The organism is Microbacterium luticellae, from assembly GCF_050408645.1.
GTDB lineage: Bacteria > Actinomycetota > Actinomycetes > Actinomycetales > Microbacteriaceae > Microbacterium.
In genome coordinates this window covers 240,816-259,246 of sequence record NZ_JBNTKE010000001.1, presented here as the reverse complement: position 1 = coordinate 259,246, position 18,431 = coordinate 240,816, and the positions used below count along the sequence as shown (strand labels likewise).

Below are 18,431 nucleotides of genomic sequence, written 5' to 3'. Positions count from 1 at the left end.
GCGGTTGATAGGGGAAAAGTCTCGTGGCGCAACAAGCACCAACGAAGAAGCTTACCAGACGTGATGCGGTGCGCGCGCACGAAAAGGTGCACGGAACGCCCCGGCCACGTGCGGCAGCTTATTCTTGGGCGCGGGCAGAATAGCGGCCCGCATGTTCACGCAGTGCGATGGGCATGCCGAACGTCTCGCTCAGCGACTCTTCCGTCAGCGACTCTGCGATGGGCCCGGCAGATACGACTGCACCATTTTTGAGCAGCATCACGTGTGTGAAGCCCACGGGAATTTCCTCGACGTGATGCGTGACCATCACCATGGCAGGGGTTGTCGGTGACTGAGCGTAACCGCTGAGCATAGCGAGCAGTTCTTCGCGTGCACCCAGGTCAAGGCTTGCCGTCGGTTCGTCGAGCAGCAGCAGTTCGGGATCGGTCATCACGGCACGGGCAATCTGTACCCGTTTTTGTTCACCATCGCTGAGCGTTCCGAACGCACGATCGGCAAGGTCAGCGAGACCCCACTGTTCGATAACTCGCTTCGCACGCCGTTCATCGATCGGGTCATACTGCTCACGCCAGCGACCCACCACAGAGAAAGCAGCAGTCATAACGGTGTTGAGCACACTTTCCTGTGCGGGTACGCGACGAGCCATGGCCGACGAAGCAAAGCCGATACGCGGCCGTAGTTCGAAAACGTCGGTGCGGCCGAGCGTTTCATCAAGCACATCGACCCGGCCCGAGGTGGGGTGCATCAAACACGCGGCCATTTGTAGCAGGGTGGTCTTTCCTGCACCGTTAGGGCCCAACACCACCCATCGCTGGTCATCGTGTACCGACCACGAGACATTATCGACAATGTTTTTGCCGTCGCGACGCACGACGACATCCGTAAATTCGAGGACGCCAGGCATGTGGTCAGCCTATCGGGTCATGCGCGAAGTTCGCGGTACAGCGCCGCGGTGGTGTCGGCGATTGTCGACCAGCTGAACGCCGATTCTGCGCGCTTTCGACCAGCCGCACCGAATTCATGGGCCCGGGTGGGATCAGAAACAAGTTCGGTAATTCCGGCTGCGAGAGCCTGAACAAAAGCATCCGGATCCAGCGGTGTGCCCGTTCCGTCGTCGTGCTGTTCAATGGGCACGAGGAGTCCGGTTACGCCGTCGGCAATGACCTCAGGAATTCCCCCCGTGGCGGTTCCCACCACCGCCGCCCCACATGCCATGGCTTCCAGATTCACAATGCCTAAAGGCTCATAGATCGATGGGCACACGAACACCGTTGCCGAGGTCAAAATTGCCGAGAGTTGTTCGCGCGGCAGCATTTTATCGATCCACACAACGGATTGGCGCGTGGTTTGCAAACTCTGAACAAGGCTTCGAACCTCATTCATAATCTCCGGGGTGTCTGGTGCTCCCGCGCAGAGCACCAGCTGAACCTCGGGTGGCAGCAGTGCTGCGGCGCGCAACAGATAAGGCAGACCTTTTTGCCGCGTGATTCGGCCGACAAAAACAACAGCGGGGCGATCCGGATCAATACCGAGCGAGCGCAAGAAATCGGGGTTGTCAACGGGACGCCACTTCTTTGTGTCGATGCCGTTATGAATCACGTGGATCTTGTCGCGATCGATGTCGGGGTAACAGCGTTCAATATCACGCCGCATACCGTTACTCACCGCGATGACGGCGTCAGCATGCTCAAACGAAACCTTTTCTATTCCGCTCGAGACCCGATAGCCGCCGCCGAGCTGCTCTGCTTTCCACGGGCGCAGAGGTTCAAGACTGTGCGCCGTCACAACATGCGGCACTCCATGAAGCTGTGCTGCGATATGCCCGGCAAAATTCGCGTACCAGGTATGGCTGTGCACCAGATCGGTTCCTTGAGTGTCAGCCACAATCTCAATATCGGTGCCCAGAGTCTGCAGCGCAGGGTTGGCATCGCGCAGTTGTGCCGGCGTTGAATACGACGATGTGCCCGGCTCGTCGCGCAAGGATCCAAAGGCTCGAACGCGAACATCGAGCCGGGTGCGCAGTGCGGCGACCAGTTCTGAAACATGAACTCCCGCGCCGCCATAAATTTCTGGCGGGTATTCCTTCGTGATGATGTCAACTCGCATGTCTGAACGCTAGTACAACAGTGCCCAGGGGATCTATGGTGGAGCCATGTCGATACCAAAGAAGGTTTTCGGGATCATCCTCGCCGGCGGTGAGGGAAAACGGCTCATGCCCTTAACAATCGATAGGGCCAAACCGGCTGTGCCGTTTGGTGGCCAGTACCGACTTATCGACTTCGCGATATCCAACCTCATAAATTCTGGGTTGCGTCAGGTGGTCGTACTCACCCAGTACAAATCGCACAGTCTTGACCGGCATATTTCGCAGACGTGGCGGATGTCTGCGCTGCTGAACTCGTATGTTGCATCTGTTCCCGCGCAGCAACGCCTCGGTAAGCGATGGTTCTCAGGCTCTGCTGATGCGATCCTTCAGAGTCTCAACCTCATCAATGATGAGCGTCCCGATATTGTCATTGTCATCGGTGCCGACCACGTGTATCGGATGGATTTTCGTCAAATGCTCGAAGCCCACATTGCTTCGGGGGCGCAAGCAACCGTGGCAGGCATCCGGCAACCGCTCGCTATGGCAGACCAGTTTGGTGTGATCGACGTTGAGCCCGATGGTTCAGGGCGGATCCGCGAGTTTCTCGAAAAACCTTCGGATGCGCAGGGCCTCCCCGATTCTCCTCATGAAATCTTGGCCTCGATGGGGAACTATATTTTTGACACCGATGCTCTCATCGCCGCGGTGGAACACGACGGGAACAACGAATCCTCCGACCACGATATGGGCGGCGACATCATTCCCTACTTCGTTTCTCGCGGAGAAGCAGGCTTCTACGATATGCGTGACAACGAAGTGCCGGGATCATCGCCACGTGACCGTGCGTACTGGCGAGACGTGGGTACCATCGACTCGTTTTTCGATGCGCATCGGGATCTTATTTCGACCCTGCCGATTTTTAACCTGTACAACATGGATTGGCCTATTTACTCGCAGGCAATCAACTCGCCACCGGCGAAGTTTGTTCGCGATTCTGTAGGCCGCATCGGTAATGCCATTGACTCCATCGTCTCGCTCGGTTCCGTGCTGTCGGGCACTCACCTCGAGCGCAGCGTTGTGGGGCCGTGGACGCTAGCCGCAGGAGGATCGACCATCACAGATTCGGTGCTTTTCGACCACGTTCGTGTGGGCGCCGGCGCGCGCGTGCACCGTGCAATCCTCGATAAAAATGTCGAACTGGCTGACGGCGCAACCGTCGGTGTTGATCGAGAGCGCGATCGTGAACGAGGGTTTACCGTGACCGACTCAGGAATCACGGTCGTTGGTAAGGGCGTTCGAATCGATCCCTAGCGACCCGGTACTCTCGTAGGGTGACCGCTGCTCGTTTTCTTGTCGTTCTCGACGCTGATTCCACCCTGCTCCACGACGAAGTTATTGAACTCATTGCCGATGAGGCCGGACGCCGCGAAGAAGTTCAGGCCGCCACTGAGGCGGCCATGCGTGGCGAGATTGACTTCTCTGAGAGCTTGCGTTCACGAGTTGCAGCACTGCAGGGCGTGCCTCTTGCAGCATTCGACCGTGTACGCGCCCGTGTTCGTCCGACACAGGGGGCAGCAGAACTCATCTCGTCCGTGCACGAGCGCGGCGGAGTCGTTGGCGTGGTATCGGGCGGATTTCATGAAGTTCTCGACCACATTGCACCGGAGCTGGGTGTTGACCGCTGGCGGGCAAACCGACTGATGGCCAGCGATGGTGTGCTCACAGGAGCCGTCGACGGCCCCATCGTCGATGCCGAAGCCAAAGCTCACACCCTACGCGAATGGGCCGAAGAACTCGGTGTGGCTATAGGCAGCACGTTCGCGATCGGTGATGGCGCGAATGATCTTCGCATGATGGCCGCTGCCGGGCTTGGCGTTGCCTTTAACGCCAAGCCTGCCGTGCGCCAGGCCGCCGATGTGGTCATCGGTCCGCGCGACCTCCGTGCTGTGATCGCGCTGCTTCCGTAGCATCCGGATGCCGCGGGGGCTTCAGTGCCCCATGCCGAGACCCCCGTCAACAGGAATAACGGCGCCAGAGATATAGGCGGCGTCGTCGGATGCAAGCCACGTGACAACCCCTGCTACCTCATCGGGGGTAGCGAAGCGTGCCGCGGGAATACTCTGGCGGTACTGCTTCTGTGTTTCTTCGGGAAGCTCTGCCGTCATGTCTGTTTCAATAAATCCCGGGGCAACCACATTGGCGGTGATTCCGCGTGCTCCGAGCTCTCGTGTCAACGAGCGGGCAAAGCCCACGAGTGCGCTCTTGGAAGCGGCATAGTTTGTTTGGCCTGCCGAGCCGTAGAGGCCCACGACACTCGAGATCAGAATGACTCGCCCGAAACGTTGGCGAATCATTCCCTTCGAGGCGCGCTTGACCACACGAAACGTACCGCCGAGGTTGGTCGCAACGACGCTGTCAAAATCATCTTCACTCATGCGCAATAGCAACGTGTCTTTCGTGATGCCGGCGTTGGCGACGACGACTTCGACAGGCCCGAGTTTTTGTTCAACCTCAGAGAATGCAGCGTCTAATGAGGCAGAGTCAGTGACATCGGCCCGCACAGTCAGCGCGCCCTCGGGGCCTTCGCCGCTGCGTGCGGTGACCGCTACAGCGTAGCCATCGCGCACGAAGCGTTCCGCGATTGAGTAACCAATTCCACGGTTGCCGCCGGTAACCAATACGACACGCTGTGTGCTCATGAACTCTCCCGATAAGACAAATGTGAACAACCTGCCCCAGCCTAGCGACCTTGAATGTTTGCTGGGGGCTGGGTCAATGGTGCGCCGTCATAGCTTGCCCGGCGTAGGCTGGAAGCATCATCGAAAGGGCATCGTGAAAAGGTCGAAAAACGCACCCTCGCTGACGTCTTTGCCGCAGGCACCACAAGAAGAGGCGCAGCATCGTGTACGACAGTACGTCATTACCATGACGATCCGTGTCGTGTGCTTTGTGTTGATGGTGGTTGTCACGCCGTATAGCTGGTACACGGTGGTGTTTGGTTTGGGCGCGGTCTTTTTGCCCTACTTTGCCGTGGTGATTGCTAACGCAGGCGCCGACTCATCCGAGACACCGATCGAGTCGCCCGAGCTCATGCTCGACGCTGGCACCTCAGCACCCGAGACGACAGCACAACCCCCGATCATTACGGTGCAGGAATCATCGCGTTCTGACCGCACGGACGGTAGCGCGTGAGCGTTCAGTGTTCACGAGCCGGATGCCGCGCAGCAGCCGTGTGTCGTGTTGTTTGGCGTAACCCGCGTATTCACAGTGCCGACCGCGAAAAAGTTTGGTTCGCGTGCGAGGAACACCGCACTTTTTTGTACGACTATTTGCGTAACAGAAACTTTCCCGTCGAGGTTCGTGAAGGAGTCGCGGAGTGAAAAACACGGCGTTACGGTGGACGGGCTATATCGTTATCGCCGTTGTTTTTGCGATCCTGTGCGCTTTTTTAGCAAACTGGCAGTTCACTCGTAATGAAGAGCGAGCCTCGCAAATCGCCCTGGTCGAGCAGAACTACGATGCTGTACCTGTGCCGCAGTCGGAACTCATTTCTGTTGATACGCCGCTGGACGCCGACGATGAATGGCGTCCCGTCCTATTGCACGGTGAGTATGACGCAGACGCGGAAGTTTTTGTTCGGAACCGTCCGCATGGCGGGACGAGCGCTTTCGAGGTGCTAACACCTTTTCGCTCCGACGATGGCACTACGTTCATTGTTAATCGGGGTTGGGTTGCTCCCACCGAAGACTCCCAACCTCAGCCTCCTCCGGCGCCTCCGTCCGGTGAGGTAGAGGTTGTTGTGCGGCTGCGTCAGAGCGAGCCACTTCCGCCTTCGGGACGCTCGGCTCCGCAGGGCCAGGTTCCGACCATTCACGTTGCTACCGTGGCGCAGCAGGTGGGCGGCGATGTCGTCACCAGTGCTTATGGCGAACTTGTGAGCGAGACTCCGGCTGCTGCCGAACGGCCGCAGGCTTTGGCTTCGCCGACGGAAGACCCAGGGCCACACCTGTCGTATGCGATCCAATGGATTCTGTTTGCAATCATGGGTTTTGCGTTTATCTCGTACGTCATTCGCACTGAGGTGCATAATCGACGTGAAGGTAAAGAACACAACGCTGTACGCGAACGTCGCCGCCGTGACGCCGATGCTTCGGCCGAAGACGAGTTACTTGATGCAGCCGAGGGCGGCTAGTCTGTGCCGCGGCATCCGGTCGTGAATCCTGGTGTTAGGCCAGTTCAATCAGTTCTTGATACTCCTGGTTCCAAATGTCTTCAACCCCGTCAGGAAGAATCAAGACACGTTCGGGGTTGAGCGCCTCAACAGCACCGGGATCATGCGAAACCAGCACAACAGCACCCTCGTAGTGCGCGAGAGCACCCAAGATTTCTTCGCGTGAGGCGGGGTCAAGGTTGTTTGTTGGCTCATCGAGCAAAAGAACATTCGCAGAAGAAACAACGAGCGTCGCCAAAGACAGGCGCGTCTTTTCTCCGCCCGACAAAACCCCCGCAGGCTTCAAGACGTCGTCACCTGTAAAAAGAAACGAGCCAAGAACTTTTCGTGCCTCGGTCGCCGTAATATTAGGGGCTGCCGACATCATGTTGTCGAGCACAGATCGAGAGACATCAAGGTTCTCGTGCTCCTGGGCGTAATAACCAATTTTTAATCCGTGACCGGGTTCAAGCTGCCCGGTATCGGGATTATCGTCGCCCGCGAGTATGCGCAGCAGTGTTGTTTTTCCGGCACCGTTAAGGCCCAGCACAACAACCTTCGAGCCGCGGTCGATAGCAAGATTGACATCGGTGAAAATCTCTAGAGACCCATACGATTTTGACAGACCGGATGCCTGTAACGGCGTTTTTCCGCATGCGGCGGGCTTGGGAAAACGCAGCTTTGCTACCCGGTCTTCTTGACGTACGTCGTCGAGCCCGGCGAGCAGCTTTTCTGCCCGCGCCATCATCTGATGAGCAGCGGCAGCCTTCGATGCTTTAGCACCAAATCGGGCGGCCTGCAGCTGCAGCGATGAGGCCTTCTTTTCAGCGTTCGCGCGCTCTTTTTTGCGGCGTTCTTCGTCGGCTGCGCGCTGACGAAGATAATGCTTCCAGCCCATGTTGTAAATATCGATCGCCTGTCGGTTGGCGTCAAGATAGAACACCCGGTTGACAGTTTCTCCGACAAGTTCAACATCGTGGCTGATCACAATCAGACCACCCCGATAGTTCTTGAGAAACTCCCGGAGCCACACAACACTGTCGGCATCGAGGTGGTTCGTGGGCTCATCGAGAATCATCGTGTCGGCCTCAGAAAACAGGATGCGTGCCAGTTCGATGCGGCGACGCTGGCCTCCCGAAAGCGTTTTGAGAGGCTGGTTCAAAATGCGATCGGGCAGCGAGAGGTTGTGGGCAATGGATGCTGCCTGAGCTTCAGCGGCATAGCCGCCAGCGGCTTCGAAGCGCTCGGTAAGCTGGGCGAAGCGTCGCATGGCTTTTTCTGCCACGGCGGTATCAGAAGACCCCATCTCTTCGGTTGCCTGCGCGATTCCCAGCGTGAGTGTGCCCAAACCTCTCGCGTCAAGAATTCGTGTGCGCGCCAGCATTTCGGGATCTCCCGAGCGAGGGTCCTGCGGTAAATACCCCAGTTCACCGGAGCGTTCAACTTTGCCTTCCGAGGCCAGAACGTCACCGGCAAGCACTTTAGTGAGAGTCGTCTTACCCGCACCATTGCGCCCAACAAGACCGATTTTGTCTCCTGCCGCGACACGAAACGAGACGTCGGACATGAGCAGGCGTGCACCGACGCGAATGGCGAGGTCATGCACAGCAAGCACGGCATGCTCCGATCAGCAGAGAAGAAGGAAAAATGGCGAACGCCAACCCTCAACTATATCGCTCACCCGTCGACACCAGCACACCACGGGCAACCAGTGCATCGCCGACGTCGTCGGCGTATCGCATGGCCATCACCAGAAGCGGAATAACAGCTCGGATGCGCAGCCGTACTCCTCGAGCCTGCTGTGCTTCTCGTGTTGCGGCGTGAAATCCCGCCACAACAGGCACGACCGTGAGCGTCAGCGAAATCGTTAGCGCGACAGCATCCGGGCTCACTCCCCACCGTTCGAGCGGACGCACAACCGCCTGAATAACCTCCATGGTGTCGCCCATGCGAGTTGTTGCCGTGTAAAGCGAAGCCAACACGAGCACCGTGGTGATTCGCAGCACAGCAACTGCCGCAGCCTCTGCTGAATCAAACACCCACAGCAACACTGTGAGCAGAAGCAGCAACCACTTCAGCTGCCACAGCGGAACAGCACATGCAGCAAAAGACACGCGCGCCAGAGGATACAGCAGTAGCGCGACCCCCATCGCCACCCAGGCAACCAGAGCCGATTGCGATACAGCAACGGCAACCACCGTGGCCGCGACAAGAAGGGCAAGCTTGACACCAGCCGATAGGCGATGCAAAAACCCGCTACCCGGACGGTACAGCGCAATCATGCATAGCTCCGGCGATACTGCCCAATGACGTCACCGACTTCTCCGTGAGCGGTCACGGTGCCGCCGTCAAACAGAATGGCCTCGTCGCAGCGAGCAGCAAGTTCTAGGTCGTGCGTCACAATAATCCGCTGTGCGGTGACCGAATCAATCAACAAATCACTCATCATGGTGGAATGTGCGAGGTCTAACAGCGTTGTGGGTTCATCAGCCACGAGGACTGTGGGTGAGGTCGACAGCACAGCGGCCAAAGCGAGCAACTGTTTTTGACCACCAGAAAGACTGTACGCAGGCTGATCGGCATGCTCGTGAAGGCGAAAGTTTTCGAGCACCCGCTGGGTTTGCTCATCGATAAGGTTTTTGGCAACCCCGTGGCTACGCAGTGACAGTGCAATGTCTTCTCGGGCGGTCGGCATAAGAATCTGCGCCTCGGGGTTGGCAAAAATAAACCCGACGTGAGAACGCACTCGTTCGCGGGCGTGCTGTGTATCGTCACCGTGCACCACGACATTACCTGTTGTCGGCAAGACGAGTCCGTTGAGTAGTCGCGCAAACGTCGACTTTCCTGATCCGTTAGCCCCGATCACGGCGGTGGTGGGGGCCCTCAGCGTCACACTGACGGCGTTCAGTACGCGGTGCCCATCAGCAGTCACACCCACATCGCGCACATCAATAACGTGCTCTGTGGGGTCTGCTGATTCCGGATGCTGCGCAGCAGCGCCCGCCGCTAGAGTTCTACGCCGACGCCACATGTTTCTCCTGCTCGACTGCTTTTGACGAGAACGGAAATGCCCGTGGATAGGCGCGGTACAGAGCAGAAACGAGCACAGCGGTTGCGACGGCTTTGATGAGATCGCCCGGAAGAAACGGCACCGCGGCCAACAGCGCAGCATCCGGTGGAAGGTTCATCATGATGGTCTGTACGGGAATGCCGAAGGCGTACACCGCAAGCACTCCCCCAATGACGGCACCCGCCAGCGTGCGTAGCCACGAAATTTTTGCGCCGCTGTGCGCGATGAGTCCGGTGATGAATGCGCCGGCAAGCCAACCAATGAGGTACCCCGACGTGGGGCTGACGAACACGATCAGTCCGCCCCGACCGCCGGCGAGTACGGGCAACCCGATAGCCGCGAGCACGAGAACGACAGTAACCGCGAGAGTGCCACGCCGCGCCCCCAAAATGGCCCCGGCAAGCATCACCCCGAGCGTTTGGCCGGTAATGGGAATACCCCCGGGAAGAGGAATAATAACCGCCCCCAACGCGATGATGATGGCGGCAAATACTGCGATACGAGCGATGTCACGCGGCTCAAAGGGGGTCGAAGAAGACATGGGGCTCCTGATGCACAATCGTCCTGAACGACGTTCAGGTGAACGGTGTTCAGTATACTCAGACTATGACTTCTGGTCGCAACTTTGCTCCACAGCGTCACGATCGAGCTGCTGTCGTCACGGCAGCGCTCACCCTGCTCGACGAAGTGGGTCTTGCCGACCTGTCTATGCGGCGTCTTGCCGCCACCCTGCACGTGCAGCCCAGTGCCCTGTACTGGCACTTCACGAATAAGCAAGAACTGCTCGGCGCAATTGCCGACCGCATACTCGAAGGTGTCGTGCCCGAGGCCCAGGCAGCAACACCCGAAGACCGTGTGTATACGACCGCTCACAGCATTCGCGACGCCCTCTTGGCGTATCGCGACGGCGCAGAATTGGTCTTAAGCTCACGAGCGTTACGCCACGGCGCCGTGCGGGCGCACGGTGCTCTCGTCACAGCACTCGGCACAGACATAGACGCTGCGAATGAACTCGCAGCCGCACTATTTGAATTCATCCTCGGGCACACGACACTTGTGCAGCAACGCATGCACGCAGAAAGCTATGGCGCTGCTGCCGAGGCCGGTACGCACGATCACTCAGCGCCAGAAACCACCGTCTTCGATACAGGAATCCGAGCTATGACTCTCGGCGCCTCTAGCTCTCGCCTATCTGTTTAGGGTTCTAGCGGTTTCTGCAAACGCAAGCCCGGCACAAAAGCCACCAGCGCTACGATTGCGGCAAAAATATAGACAGCGCCAAAACCGTTACCCACCTGCGGCATGCTCAGAGCGACGAGACCGGCAAGCGCGATCGTTGCTGACGACCCCGCTGCATCAGAAATAGTGAGCGCGGCCGAGTTGAAACCCTGCTCCTGCGGTAGTGAATATGCCAGTGTGAGCACAGTCAGCCGCGGGTAAATGAGCCCCATTCCTCCGCCGCCTATCCCCCAGCCAATGACTAAGACCCACGGTGCCGTCAGCGTCACTGCACACCACAGCACCGAACCTATGGCCACGAGAACCAACACAATGCTCACGGTCGCCATGCCTCGACTGCTCCAGCGATCGCCATAGCGACCCTGAAGCGCTGAGCCCGTCGCCCATGACAGAGCAGCGGCCGTCAGAGCAAGGCCTGCCCAGGTCGGCGTAAAATCAAAGTTCTCCATCAGCAGGTACGGAATATAAGCCTCGCCGGCAAAGAATGATCCCGCAACGATTCCGCGCATGAGTACAACGCTGGGTAGCCCGCGAGCTGCTCGCAGTGTGCCGCGCGGTACCAGGGGCCTTATGCCCCACACAATAAACGCCGCTCCTAAAGCTGCAATAGGCCACCCGGATGCTGGTGGTAACTCTGGCGTGATCCCGATAATCACGGCGCCTACCGAGACCAGTACGGCAAACATAAGACGCAGCAGAAGAGAGCTGCCTGCCGTCGGGTCTCCCCCGCCTAAATCAATATGAGAGAGCCGAATGGCGATCGTAAGGAACGCGATCGCCGTAAGAATCGCCACGCCCAAGAATGCCCAGCGCCAGTGCAAATACTGTGCAACGGCCCCGGCCAGGAAAGGACCAACCATCGAGGGAACAACCCATGCCGCTGCGAAAGCGGCGAAAACACGTCCGTGCAGAACTGGTGGGTATACCCGCGCGACGACAACATAGAGCGCCACGGTTTGTCCGCCGGCGCCCAAGCCCTGCACGAGCCTTCCGGCAATGAGCAGCGGCATAGACGTGGCAAAGCCTGCGAGCAACAAGCCAATGAAGAACAGCGTCACCGCAGCATAGAGCGGCTTTCGAGGACCGATGCGATCACACAGGGCGCCCACCGCGACCATTCCGATAACGCTGGTGGCGAGCGTCCCGGCAAAGGCCAGGGCATAGAGCGCTTCACCGTGGAGGTCGGCGGCCACAATCGGCATCACGGTCGTGACAGCGAGTGCCTCTGTCGCCGCCAAAAATATGAGGGCGACGGCTCCGGCGGTGATCCAGCGCAGGTGCGGCGACCAAATAGTCTCGCGCTGGTCGGCGCTGGGGAATGTGCTCACTGCGGCGTCCTCTGCCGGTTCGGGTGCTGCGGTAATACGGAATGCTGAGGCCCGCATCCGAAAGCCGGATGCGGGCCTCATATGTCGGTGGCGACTAGATGGCGAACCCGAGGGCGCGCATTTGGTCACGACCGTCGTCGGTGATGCGCTCAGGACCCCATGGAGGCATCCACACCCAGTTGATGCGGAACTGTTCTACCACGGCGTCAAGAGCCTGCGCTGTTTGCTCCTCGATGACATCTGTCAACGGGCAACCAGCGCTGGTGAGCGTCATATGAACGACGAGGGCGTCGTTTTCGTCATCCCACGAGAGGTCGTAAATGAGACCGAGATCGACAACGTTGATTCCCAGTTCTGGGTCCATCACGTCTTTCAGGGCCTCGGTGACCTCTTCGTATCTCTCAGCAGTCAGTGTTGCCGTCATAGCGCCAGCTTACGCCTCTGCACCCACGGCTGGGGCCGCAAAGCGGTCATAGCCTTCTTCTTCGAGTCGTTCGGCCAGTTCGGGGCCGCCTTCTTCGACGATGCGTCCGCCCACGATGACGTGCACGAAGTCGGGCTTAATGTAGCGGAGAATTCGCGTGTAGTGCGTGATGAGCAGTACGCCAAGGTTAGTGTCGGCTTTCGCGCGGTTGACTCCTTCAGAGACGACCTTGAGCGCATCAACATCGAGACCTGAGTCGGTCTCGTCAAGAACAGCAAACTTCGGCTTCAAAACCTCAAGCTGCAGAATCTCGTGGCGCTTCTTCTCTCCACCGGAGAAACCCTCATTCACGTTGCGCTGGGCGAACTTGGGGTCCATGCGCAGGTTGTCCATAGCGCTGCGGACATCCTTCATCCACTGCCGCACGGAGGGTGCTTCGCCGTCGATCGCGGTCTTGGCCGTACGCAAGAAGTTCGTGACGGTAACGCCAGGAATTTCCACCGGGTACTGCATAGCGAGGAAGAGTCCGGCGCGTGCACGCTCATCAACGCTCATTTCGAGTACGTCTTCACCGTCAAAGGTGATGGAGCCGCTGGCGACGGTGTACTTGGGGTGACCAGCAATCGTGTAAGCGAGGGTGGACTTTCCAGAGCCGTTGGGGCCCATGATCGCGTGGGTTTCGCCCGTGTTGATGGTGAGATCGATGCCGTTAAGAATCGGAGTGGTTCCGGCATCCGTCTCGACCGTCACATGCAGGTCACGGATTTCGAGAACAGACATTCAAATTTCCTTTGTCACTGTGGGATCAATGAGCACGTCGTCGCCGTTGATTTCAACAACATAAACCGGGACGGGCTCGTAAGCAGGGAGGTTAAGGGGTTTGCCGGTACGGAGTGAGAACTGTGAGCCATGTGCCCAGCATTCCAACGTGTCGTCTTCAACAAAACCCTCAGAAAGCGAGACTTCGCCGTGGGTGCAGGTATCACCAATCGCGTGGATTTCTCCCGCGGAGTCTTTGACAATGGCGATAGGCACATCGTCAAGAACCACGCGCAGCGGGGTGTCTTGCTCGAGTTCACTCGCGCCGCAGGCGCGATGCTGACTCATGCGTCTACCTCCGCCAGTTCAGCCTCGATCGCTGCTGTCAGTTCTGCCTCGAGTTCGGGCAGAGCCAGTTTCTGCACTACCTCGGTCAGGAAGCCCAAAACCACCAAACGGCGTGCTTCTGCTTCGGGAATACCGCGGGCCTGCAGATAAAACAGCTGCTCTTCGTCAAAGCGACCCGTGGCACTGGCGTGGCCTGCACCCGCGATGTCGCCGGTTTCAATTTCGAGGTTAGGAATCGAATCAGCTCGGGCACCCTCGGTCAACAGAAGGTTACGGTTGGCCTCATAGGAGTCGGTTCCGACGGCTTCGCGGCCGATGAGAACATCGCCAATCCACACACTGCGGGCTGTTTTACCCTGGAGCGCACCCTTATAGAGAACGTCACCATTCGTGTAGGCACCCTTGTGGTACATGTACACCTGGCTCTCCAGGTGCTGACCGGTGTCTCCGTACGACAGGCCGTAGAGACGGCCGTGCGAGCCAGAGCCCGAGAGCTCCATGTTCGTGTTGACACGAACGATGCCGCCACCAAAACTCACGACAAAGTGTTCGAGGAATGCATCGCGATCAACACGTGCTTGGTGAGCCGAAACATGCTGAGCATCGTCGTCCCACTCCTGCACGGTGACGACCTTCAACCGGGCGCCGTCACGCACGAGAATCTCGACGTTCTGTGCGTACTGTGCTGTTCCGGTGTGGCGGAGAATAATCGTCGCCGAACTGTTGGGCAGAGCTTCGATGACCAGGTGGCCATCAGCGCGACCGCCCTGACCTGTCACGGTCAAAAGCAGGGGCTGCTCAACAGTCTCGTTCTGCGGGATTTGCACGTGCAGAGCCTGCTGGGCTCCCTGCCATGCAACTGCGCCAACGATATCTTCGGGGACAAAGAACTCTCCCCGCGGTGCAGCACCGATTTCTAGGCCCTCAGCGACATATTTTTGGTCGCTCAAGCTGAGCGCAACCCCGTTATTGGGTTCCGCGGGTGCGAACAGCGCGGTGAGCTTGTCGACCGGGGTGTGCTTCCAGTTGACTTCGCGCCCGTGCGGATGACCAAAGTCTTCGGGAACGAAGGAACGCGGGCGCTCCGAGCGGGTCTGCACCGGCACAAATGAAGTGTCGTGCAGCTGAGCTGCCGGGTCTACGTGGGCGTGCTTATTCTCGTCGGTCTGAACCGACGCTGTTGTCGAGGCCGTCATTTAGCCGACCGATCCTTCCATACCCATCTCGATGAGCTTGTTCAATTCCATTGCGTATTCCATCGGAAGCTCGCGCGCGATCGGTTCGATGAATCCTCGAACGATCATCGCCATCGCTTCGTCTTCGGGAACACCGCGAGACTGAAGGTAGAACAGCTGCTCTTCGCTCACCTTCGAGACGGTTGCCTCGTGGCCAAGCTCAACATCATCAACACGGATGTCGATGGCCGGGTAGGTATCGGAACGCGAAATGGTGTCGACCAGTAGGGCGTCACACACGACGGAGTTCGCCGAGTGGTGGGCGTTGGGCTCCACGCGTATTTCGCCGCGGTAACCCGTGCGGCCGCCACCCCGTGCAATCGACTTCGAGACAATTGACGACTGCGTGTAGGGGGCCATGTGAACCATTTTGGCGCCGGCATCCTGGTGCTGGCCGGGTCCGGCAAAGGCCACCGACAGCGTTTCACCCTTGGCATGTTCACCCGTCAAGAAAATCGACGGGTACTTCATGGTGACCTTCGAGCCGATGTTGCCGTCGACCCACTCCATGGTTGCACCCTCGTGAGCAACGGCTCGCTTGGTAACCAGGTTGTAGACGTTGTTCGACCAGTTTTGAATGGTTGTGTAACGAACACGTGCATTCTTCTTTACGATGATCTCGACGACCGCTGAGTGCAGCGAATCGCTCTTGTAGATCGGAGCCGTGCAGCCTTCGATGTAGTGCACATAGCTGTCTTCATCGGCAATGATCAGGGTGCGTTCGAACTGTCCCATGTTTTCCGTGTTGATACGGAAGTACGCCTGGAGAGGAATTTCTACATGCACGCCCTTGGGGACATACACGAACGAACCACCCGACCACACGGCGGTGTTTAGTGCAGCGAACTTGTTGTCTCCCGCTGGAATAACTGTTCCGAAATACTCTTCAAAGAATTCCGGATGCTCGCGCAGTGCAGTATCGGTGTCGAGGAAGAGAACTCCCTGCTGTTCCAGATCTTCGCGAATCTGGTGGTACACGACCTCGGATTCATACTGAGCAGCAACACCGGCAACGAGCCTTTGGCGTTCTGCTTCAGGAATGCCCAGCCGTTCATAAGTATTTTTAATGTCGTCGGGAAGATCTTCCCAAGACTGAGCCTGTTTCTCAGTAGAGCGCACAAAGTATTTGATGTTGTCAAAATCAATGTCGCTGAGATCTGCTCCCCATGTAGGCATGGGTTTACGATCAAAAAGCTGAAGCCCCTTCAAACGAGTTTTCAGCATCCATTCCGGTTCATTCTTCAAACCGGAGATGTCACGGACGACGGCCTCACTGAGGCCACGCTTTGCACTAGCGCCCGCAGCATCGGGATCGTGCCAGCCGAATTCGTACACCCCCAGACTGTCGAGTTCGGGGCGGTCGATCAGCACTTCCGACATCACACACTCTCCTTATCGGGCCGCAACGGTTTCATCCGCCCCAGCACGCCTGACCCCCGTCGAGTTTTCAAGGGAAGGAGTGCCGCTGGTGGGCCCTCTCACGACGCGTTCCTCGCGTCTAGACTGTTGGTGATGATTCTCGCGCCGAATGCGCGCGAATCCCAACAATCCGATTCTACAGGTTCCCCCTGACCTCCGGGTGAGCATCCCCAAAGTGTTGAGGAAGCATCAGTGAGCACAGGCGTGAACCGGAGGACTCATGCACGCCACCACATCTGCCCAGCGACACGGCACACTGCAGCGCATTCAGCTGTTCTTTCGCGATCTATGGCAGCGGCTTCCCACATCAATCGGCAAGCCGCTCATCGTCTTCGCGTGGTTTTCCTTTGCCGCCGAAGTGCTCATTATTGGCACAGGAGGCGCCGTTCGCCTTACGGGTTCTGGTCTGGGCTGCTCGGAGTGGCCGCTGTGCACTCCCGACTCTTTAGTCCCCACACCCGAGCAGGGGTATCACGGACTGATCGAGTTTGGAAACCGCACGGTCACGGGTGTGGTCGGCTTGTTGGCACTGGCTGTCTATCTGCTCGTCGTTCGCTTTCGGCGGTCACGCCCCGATCTTCATGCACTGGCAGTGACCGTTGTCGTTGGGGTAATCGCTCAGGCCATTGTTGGCGGAGTCACGGTGTGGACGGGGCTCAATCCGTTCATTGTCGGCTTCCACTACACAGCATCGCTTATTTTGGTCTGCGTCACCGCCGCTTTCCTCGTGCGGGTGTATCCCGAACCGGCCGCGGTTCACGGTGCTCCGCGCTGGTTTCGGATGCTGGTATACATCACCGCTGTGCCGATGGCGGTCACGGTGCTGTTCGGAGTTCTCACAACAGCATCCGGCCCGCATTCTGGCGACGATAACGTTATCCGTAACGGATTTGATGCCACGTTCATGGCGCACGTGCACTCGTGGCCAGGGTACGCACTTGTTGCCCTGCTCATCGTGATGTTGGCCGTCGCCCTCGTGCAGCAGCTGCCGCTACGCGGGTGGGTAGCAACAGTAGCCGCTCTGGTTGCCGTACAGATTGTTGTGGGCGTGCTCCAGGCTCGTCACGGTCTGCCGGCGCTGCTCGTTGGCACGCACATGGTACTGGCCGCTCTATCGGCTGCGGTCTATCTCGTGGTCATGATGCGTGCGGCACAGGCACACACGACCATTCGGACTGTTAGAACGGCAGCAGAGGATCAACTGCAACGGCAATAAACAGCAGGGTCAGGTAGGTGATCGATGCGTGGAATACGCGCATCGGTTTCGCCTGACGGCCCCGCACTGCCTGGTTGTAGAGACGGTGGGACTCGTACAGGAACCAGCCACCGAAAACAACGGCCGAGATTGTGTACGTGAGTCCCATGTGGCCCACCGGAATCAGCAGCAGCGAGCATACGATGGTTGCCCACGCGTAAAGAATGATCTGCAAGCCCACCTGTACGGGTGAGCGCGTGGCACCCAGCATCGGTACGTCAACATCGGCGTAATCGTCGCTGTACTTCATCGACAGCGGCCAGTAATGCGGTGGCGTCCACAGGAAGATAACGACGAACAAAATAAACGGCGGCCAGTCGAGGGATCCGGTCACGGCTGCCCAGCCAATGAGCACAGGGAAGCATCCGGCAATACCTCCCCAGATGATGTTTTGTTCGGTGCGCCGCTTCAGAATCATCGTGTAGATGACGACGTAGAAGAAAATCGCAAGAACCGACAGCCCAGCAGTCAGCAGGTTCGTAAAGGCCACCAGCACTGCCGTGGAAAGCACGGCAAGAACCCAGGCAAAAACCAGGGCGCCACGGTCAGAAACTTCTCCCGTCACAAGCGGGCGATTCAGCGTGCGATGCATGTGTCGGTCGATGTCTCGATCCAGATACATATTGAACGTTGCCGCCGACCCGGCGCTGAGCGCGCCGCCGAGCACTGTGACGAAAACAAGCCATAGATTAGGCATTCCGCGCTCCGCCAAAAACATGACAGGAACAGTGGAAACGAGCAAAAGCTCCATGACACGCGGCTTAGTTAGTGCAACATAGCCCTTGATCGTCGTCGAAAGCGAACGATCTGCTTTCACCGACTGCCGAATCGTCGAGATGCCGATCGCCTCCTCAAACACCAATTAATAACCACCGCTCATTCTAAGTCATCCCAGCGATACAAGATCCGAATGACGACATATGCCGCTGGAGGTGCCATCTAGGCGCCACCCGCACTATGCTGAAACTCACTCGCGCGCCCGGCGCCGCATCTGTGCGCCCCTTGTCCGTGACGAAGCGGAACGCGCAAGCAACACACCACGGGCGCGCTTTCCCAGC

At 58.3% G+C, this 18,431-nt stretch carries 20 protein-coding genes; 6 read left to right on the top strand and 14 right to left on the bottom strand.

Annotated features, from left to right (window positions below; genetic code table 11):
* Positions 1-118: 118 nt before the first annotated feature.
* On the bottom strand, positions 119-904 hold the full coding sequence (locus tag ACQUSW_RS01265; protein WP_428930477.1) for an ABC transporter ATP-binding protein: 786 nt from the start codon (positions 902-904) through the stop codon (positions 119-121).
* A 17-nt stretch (positions 905-921) separates the two neighbouring features.
* Positions 922-2,106, bottom strand: coding sequence for a glycogen synthase (glgA, locus tag ACQUSW_RS01260; RefSeq protein ID WP_428930476.1), 1,185 nt, complete (start codon positions 2,104-2,106; stop codon positions 922-924).
* Positions 2,107-2,152: 46 nt separating this feature from the next.
* Between glgA and ACQUSW_RS01255 the strand changes: the two genes are divergently transcribed.
* Together ACQUSW_RS01255 and serB are read left to right on the top strand one after the other, a co-directional pair.
* Positions 2,153-3,397 carry a glucose-1-phosphate adenylyltransferase gene (locus tag ACQUSW_RS01255; RefSeq protein ID WP_428930475.1) on the top strand — a complete coding sequence of 415 codons (1,245 nt, stop codon included), beginning with the start codon at positions 2,153-2,155 and terminating at the stop codon, positions 3,395-3,397.
* 20 nt (positions 3,398-3,417) lie between these two features.
* Positions 3,418-4,053 (top strand): phosphoserine phosphatase SerB, encoded by a 636-nt coding sequence (serB, locus tag ACQUSW_RS01250; RefSeq protein WP_428930474.1) that lies wholly within the window; start codon positions 3,418-3,420, stop codon positions 4,051-4,053.
* A 21-nt stretch (positions 4,054-4,074) separates the two neighbouring features.
* On the opposite strand, the gene ACQUSW_RS01245 is transcribed toward serB, so the two are convergent.
* Positions 4,075-4,785 (bottom strand): beta-ketoacyl-ACP reductase, encoded by a 711-nt coding sequence (locus ACQUSW_RS01245; RefSeq protein WP_428930473.1) that lies wholly within the window; start codon positions 4,783-4,785, stop codon positions 4,075-4,077.
* A 133-nt stretch (positions 4,786-4,918) separates the two neighbouring features.
* Here ACQUSW_RS01245 and ACQUSW_RS01240 point away from each other — a divergent pair, with 133 nt between their 5' ends.
* Positions 4,919-5,278 carry a DUF3099 domain-containing protein gene (locus ACQUSW_RS01240; RefSeq protein WP_428930472.1) on the top strand — a complete coding sequence of 120 codons (360 nt, stop codon included), beginning with the start codon at positions 4,919-4,921 and terminating at the stop codon, positions 5,276-5,278.
* Between the two features lie 184 nt (positions 5,279-5,462).
* Positions 5,463-6,278: an SURF1 family cytochrome oxidase biogenesis protein gene (locus tag ACQUSW_RS01235; RefSeq protein WP_428930471.1), complete on the top strand. Its 816-nt coding sequence runs from the start codon at positions 5,463-5,465 to the stop codon at positions 6,276-6,278.
* Positions 6,279-6,312: 34 nt separating this feature from the next.
* Here the strand turns inward: ACQUSW_RS01235 and ACQUSW_RS01230 are convergent, their stop codons facing one another.
* The 4 genes from ACQUSW_RS01230 to ACQUSW_RS01215 are packed head-to-tail and all read right to left on the bottom strand — an operon-like array spanning position 6,313 to position 9,907.
* Complete coding sequence (locus ACQUSW_RS01230) at positions 6,313-7,911, bottom strand: ABC-F family ATP-binding cassette domain-containing protein (RefSeq protein WP_428930470.1); 1,599 nt, start codon at positions 7,909-7,911, stop codon at positions 6,313-6,315.
* A 49-nt stretch (positions 7,912-7,960) separates the two neighbouring features.
* Positions 7,961-8,578, bottom strand: coding sequence for an energy-coupling factor transporter transmembrane component T family protein (locus tag ACQUSW_RS01225; protein WP_428930469.1), 618 nt, complete (start codon positions 8,576-8,578; stop codon positions 7,961-7,963).
* On the bottom strand, positions 8,575-9,327 hold the full coding sequence (locus ACQUSW_RS01220; RefSeq protein ID WP_428930468.1) for an energy-coupling factor ABC transporter ATP-binding protein: 753 nt from the start codon (positions 9,325-9,327) through the stop codon (positions 8,575-8,577). The genes ACQUSW_RS01225 and ACQUSW_RS01220 overlap by 4 nt, the downstream gene beginning before the upstream one ends.
* On the bottom strand, positions 9,311-9,907 hold the full coding sequence (locus ACQUSW_RS01215; RefSeq protein WP_428930467.1) for a biotin transporter BioY: 597 nt from the start codon (positions 9,905-9,907) through the stop codon (positions 9,311-9,313). Before ACQUSW_RS01215 ends, ACQUSW_RS01220 begins: the two co-directional genes overlap by 17 nt.
* Before the next feature lie 65 nt (positions 9,908-9,972).
* Between ACQUSW_RS01215 and ACQUSW_RS01210 the strand changes: the two genes are divergently transcribed.
* Entirely contained in the window at positions 9,973-10,566 is a 594-nt protein-coding gene (locus tag ACQUSW_RS01210) for a TetR family transcriptional regulator (protein WP_428930466.1), read from the top strand.
* Here the strand turns inward: ACQUSW_RS01210 and ACQUSW_RS01205 are convergent.
* From ACQUSW_RS01205 to sufB, 6 genes are all read right to left on the bottom strand, one after another.
* Positions 10,563-11,933, bottom strand: a complete 1,371-nt coding sequence (locus tag ACQUSW_RS01205) for an MFS transporter (RefSeq protein WP_428930465.1) — start codon at positions 11,931-11,933, stop codon at positions 10,563-10,565. The genes ACQUSW_RS01210 and ACQUSW_RS01205 overlap by 4 nt on opposite strands.
* 94 nt (positions 11,934-12,027) lie before the next feature.
* Positions 12,028-12,357: a metal-sulfur cluster assembly factor gene (locus ACQUSW_RS01200; RefSeq protein WP_428930464.1), complete on the bottom strand. Its 330-nt coding sequence runs from the start codon at positions 12,355-12,357 to the stop codon at positions 12,028-12,030.
* A gap of 9 nt (positions 12,358-12,366) precedes the next feature.
* Positions 12,367-13,137 (bottom strand): Fe-S cluster assembly ATPase SufC, encoded by a 771-nt coding sequence (gene sufC / locus ACQUSW_RS01195; RefSeq protein ID WP_428930463.1) that lies wholly within the window; start codon positions 13,135-13,137, stop codon positions 12,367-12,369.
* Entirely contained in the window at positions 13,138-13,464 is a 327-nt protein-coding gene (locus tag ACQUSW_RS01190; RefSeq protein ID WP_428930462.1) for a non-heme iron oxygenase ferredoxin subunit, read from the bottom strand.
* Positions 13,461-14,660 (bottom strand): Fe-S cluster assembly protein SufD, encoded by a 1,200-nt coding sequence (sufD, locus tag ACQUSW_RS01185; RefSeq protein ID WP_428930461.1) that lies wholly within the window; start codon positions 14,658-14,660, stop codon positions 13,461-13,463. The genes ACQUSW_RS01190 and sufD overlap by 4 nt, the downstream gene beginning before the upstream one ends.
* On the bottom strand, positions 14,661-16,079 hold the full coding sequence (gene sufB, locus ACQUSW_RS01180) for a Fe-S cluster assembly protein SufB (protein WP_428930460.1): 1,419 nt from the start codon (positions 16,077-16,079) through the stop codon (positions 14,661-14,663).
* Between the two features lie 259 nt (positions 16,080-16,338).
* Here sufB and ACQUSW_RS01175 point away from each other — a divergent pair, with 259 nt between their 5' ends.
* Complete coding sequence (locus ACQUSW_RS01175; protein WP_428930459.1) at positions 16,339-17,334, top strand: COX15/CtaA family protein; 996 nt, start codon at positions 16,339-16,341, stop codon at positions 17,332-17,334.
* Here the strand turns inward: ACQUSW_RS01175 and ACQUSW_RS01170 are convergent.
* Positions 17,297-18,202, bottom strand: coding sequence for a heme o synthase (locus ACQUSW_RS01170; protein WP_428931247.1), 906 nt, complete (start codon positions 18,200-18,202; stop codon positions 17,297-17,299). The two genes, ACQUSW_RS01175 and ACQUSW_RS01170, sit on opposite strands and share 38 nt — an antisense overlap.
* Positions 18,203-18,431: the final 229 nt, after the last annotated feature.

Excerpts from the sequence above, each read along its gene's own strand:
- ACQUSW_RS01225 (WP_428930469.1), bottom strand. The coding sequence starts at position 8,578 with ATGATTGCGCTGTACCGTCCGGGTAGCGGGTTTTTGCATCGCCTATCG.
- sufD (WP_428930461.1), bottom strand. The coding sequence starts at position 14,660 with ATGACGGCCTCGACAACAGCGTCGGTTCAGACCGACGAGAATAAGCAC.
- ACQUSW_RS01255 (WP_428930475.1), top strand. The coding sequence starts at position 2,153 with ATGTCGATACCAAAGAAGGTTTTCGGGATCATCCTCGCCGGCGGTGAG.
- glgA (WP_428930476.1), bottom strand. The coding sequence starts at position 2,106 with ATGCGAGTTGACATCATCACGAAGGAATACCCGCCAGAAATTTATGGC.
- sufC (WP_428930463.1), bottom strand. The coding sequence starts at position 13,137 with ATGTCTGTTCTCGAAATCCGTGACCTGCATGTGACGGTCGAGACGGAT.
- ACQUSW_RS01220 (WP_428930468.1), bottom strand. The coding sequence starts at position 9,327 with ATGTGGCGTCGGCGTAGAACTCTAGCGGCGGGCGCTGCTGCGCAGCAT.
- ACQUSW_RS01245 (WP_428930473.1), bottom strand. The coding sequence starts at position 4,785 with ATGAGCACACAGCGTGTCGTATTGGTTACCGGCGGCAACCGTGGAATT.
- sufB (WP_428930460.1), bottom strand. The coding sequence starts at position 16,079 with ATGTCGGAAGTGCTGATCGACCGCCCCGAACTCGACAGTCTGGGGGTG.
- ACQUSW_RS01265 (WP_428930477.1), bottom strand. The coding sequence starts at position 904 with ATGCCTGGCGTCCTCGAATTTACGGATGTCGTCGTGCGTCGCGACGGC.
- ACQUSW_RS01210 (WP_428930466.1), top strand. The coding sequence starts at position 9,973 with ATGACTTCTGGTCGCAACTTTGCTCCACAGCGTCACGATCGAGCTGCT.
- ACQUSW_RS01190 (WP_428930462.1), bottom strand. The coding sequence starts at position 13,464 with ATGAGTCAGCATCGCGCCTGCGGCGCGAGTGAACTCGAGCAAGACACC.
- ACQUSW_RS01175 (WP_428930459.1), top strand. The coding sequence starts at position 16,339 with ATGCACGCCACCACATCTGCCCAGCGACACGGCACACTGCAGCGCATT.
- ACQUSW_RS01215 (WP_428930467.1), bottom strand. The coding sequence starts at position 9,907 with ATGTCTTCTTCGACCCCCTTTGAGCCGCGTGACATCGCTCGTATCGCA.
- ACQUSW_RS01200 (WP_428930464.1), bottom strand. The coding sequence starts at position 12,357 with ATGACGGCAACACTGACTGCTGAGAGATACGAAGAGGTCACCGAGGCC.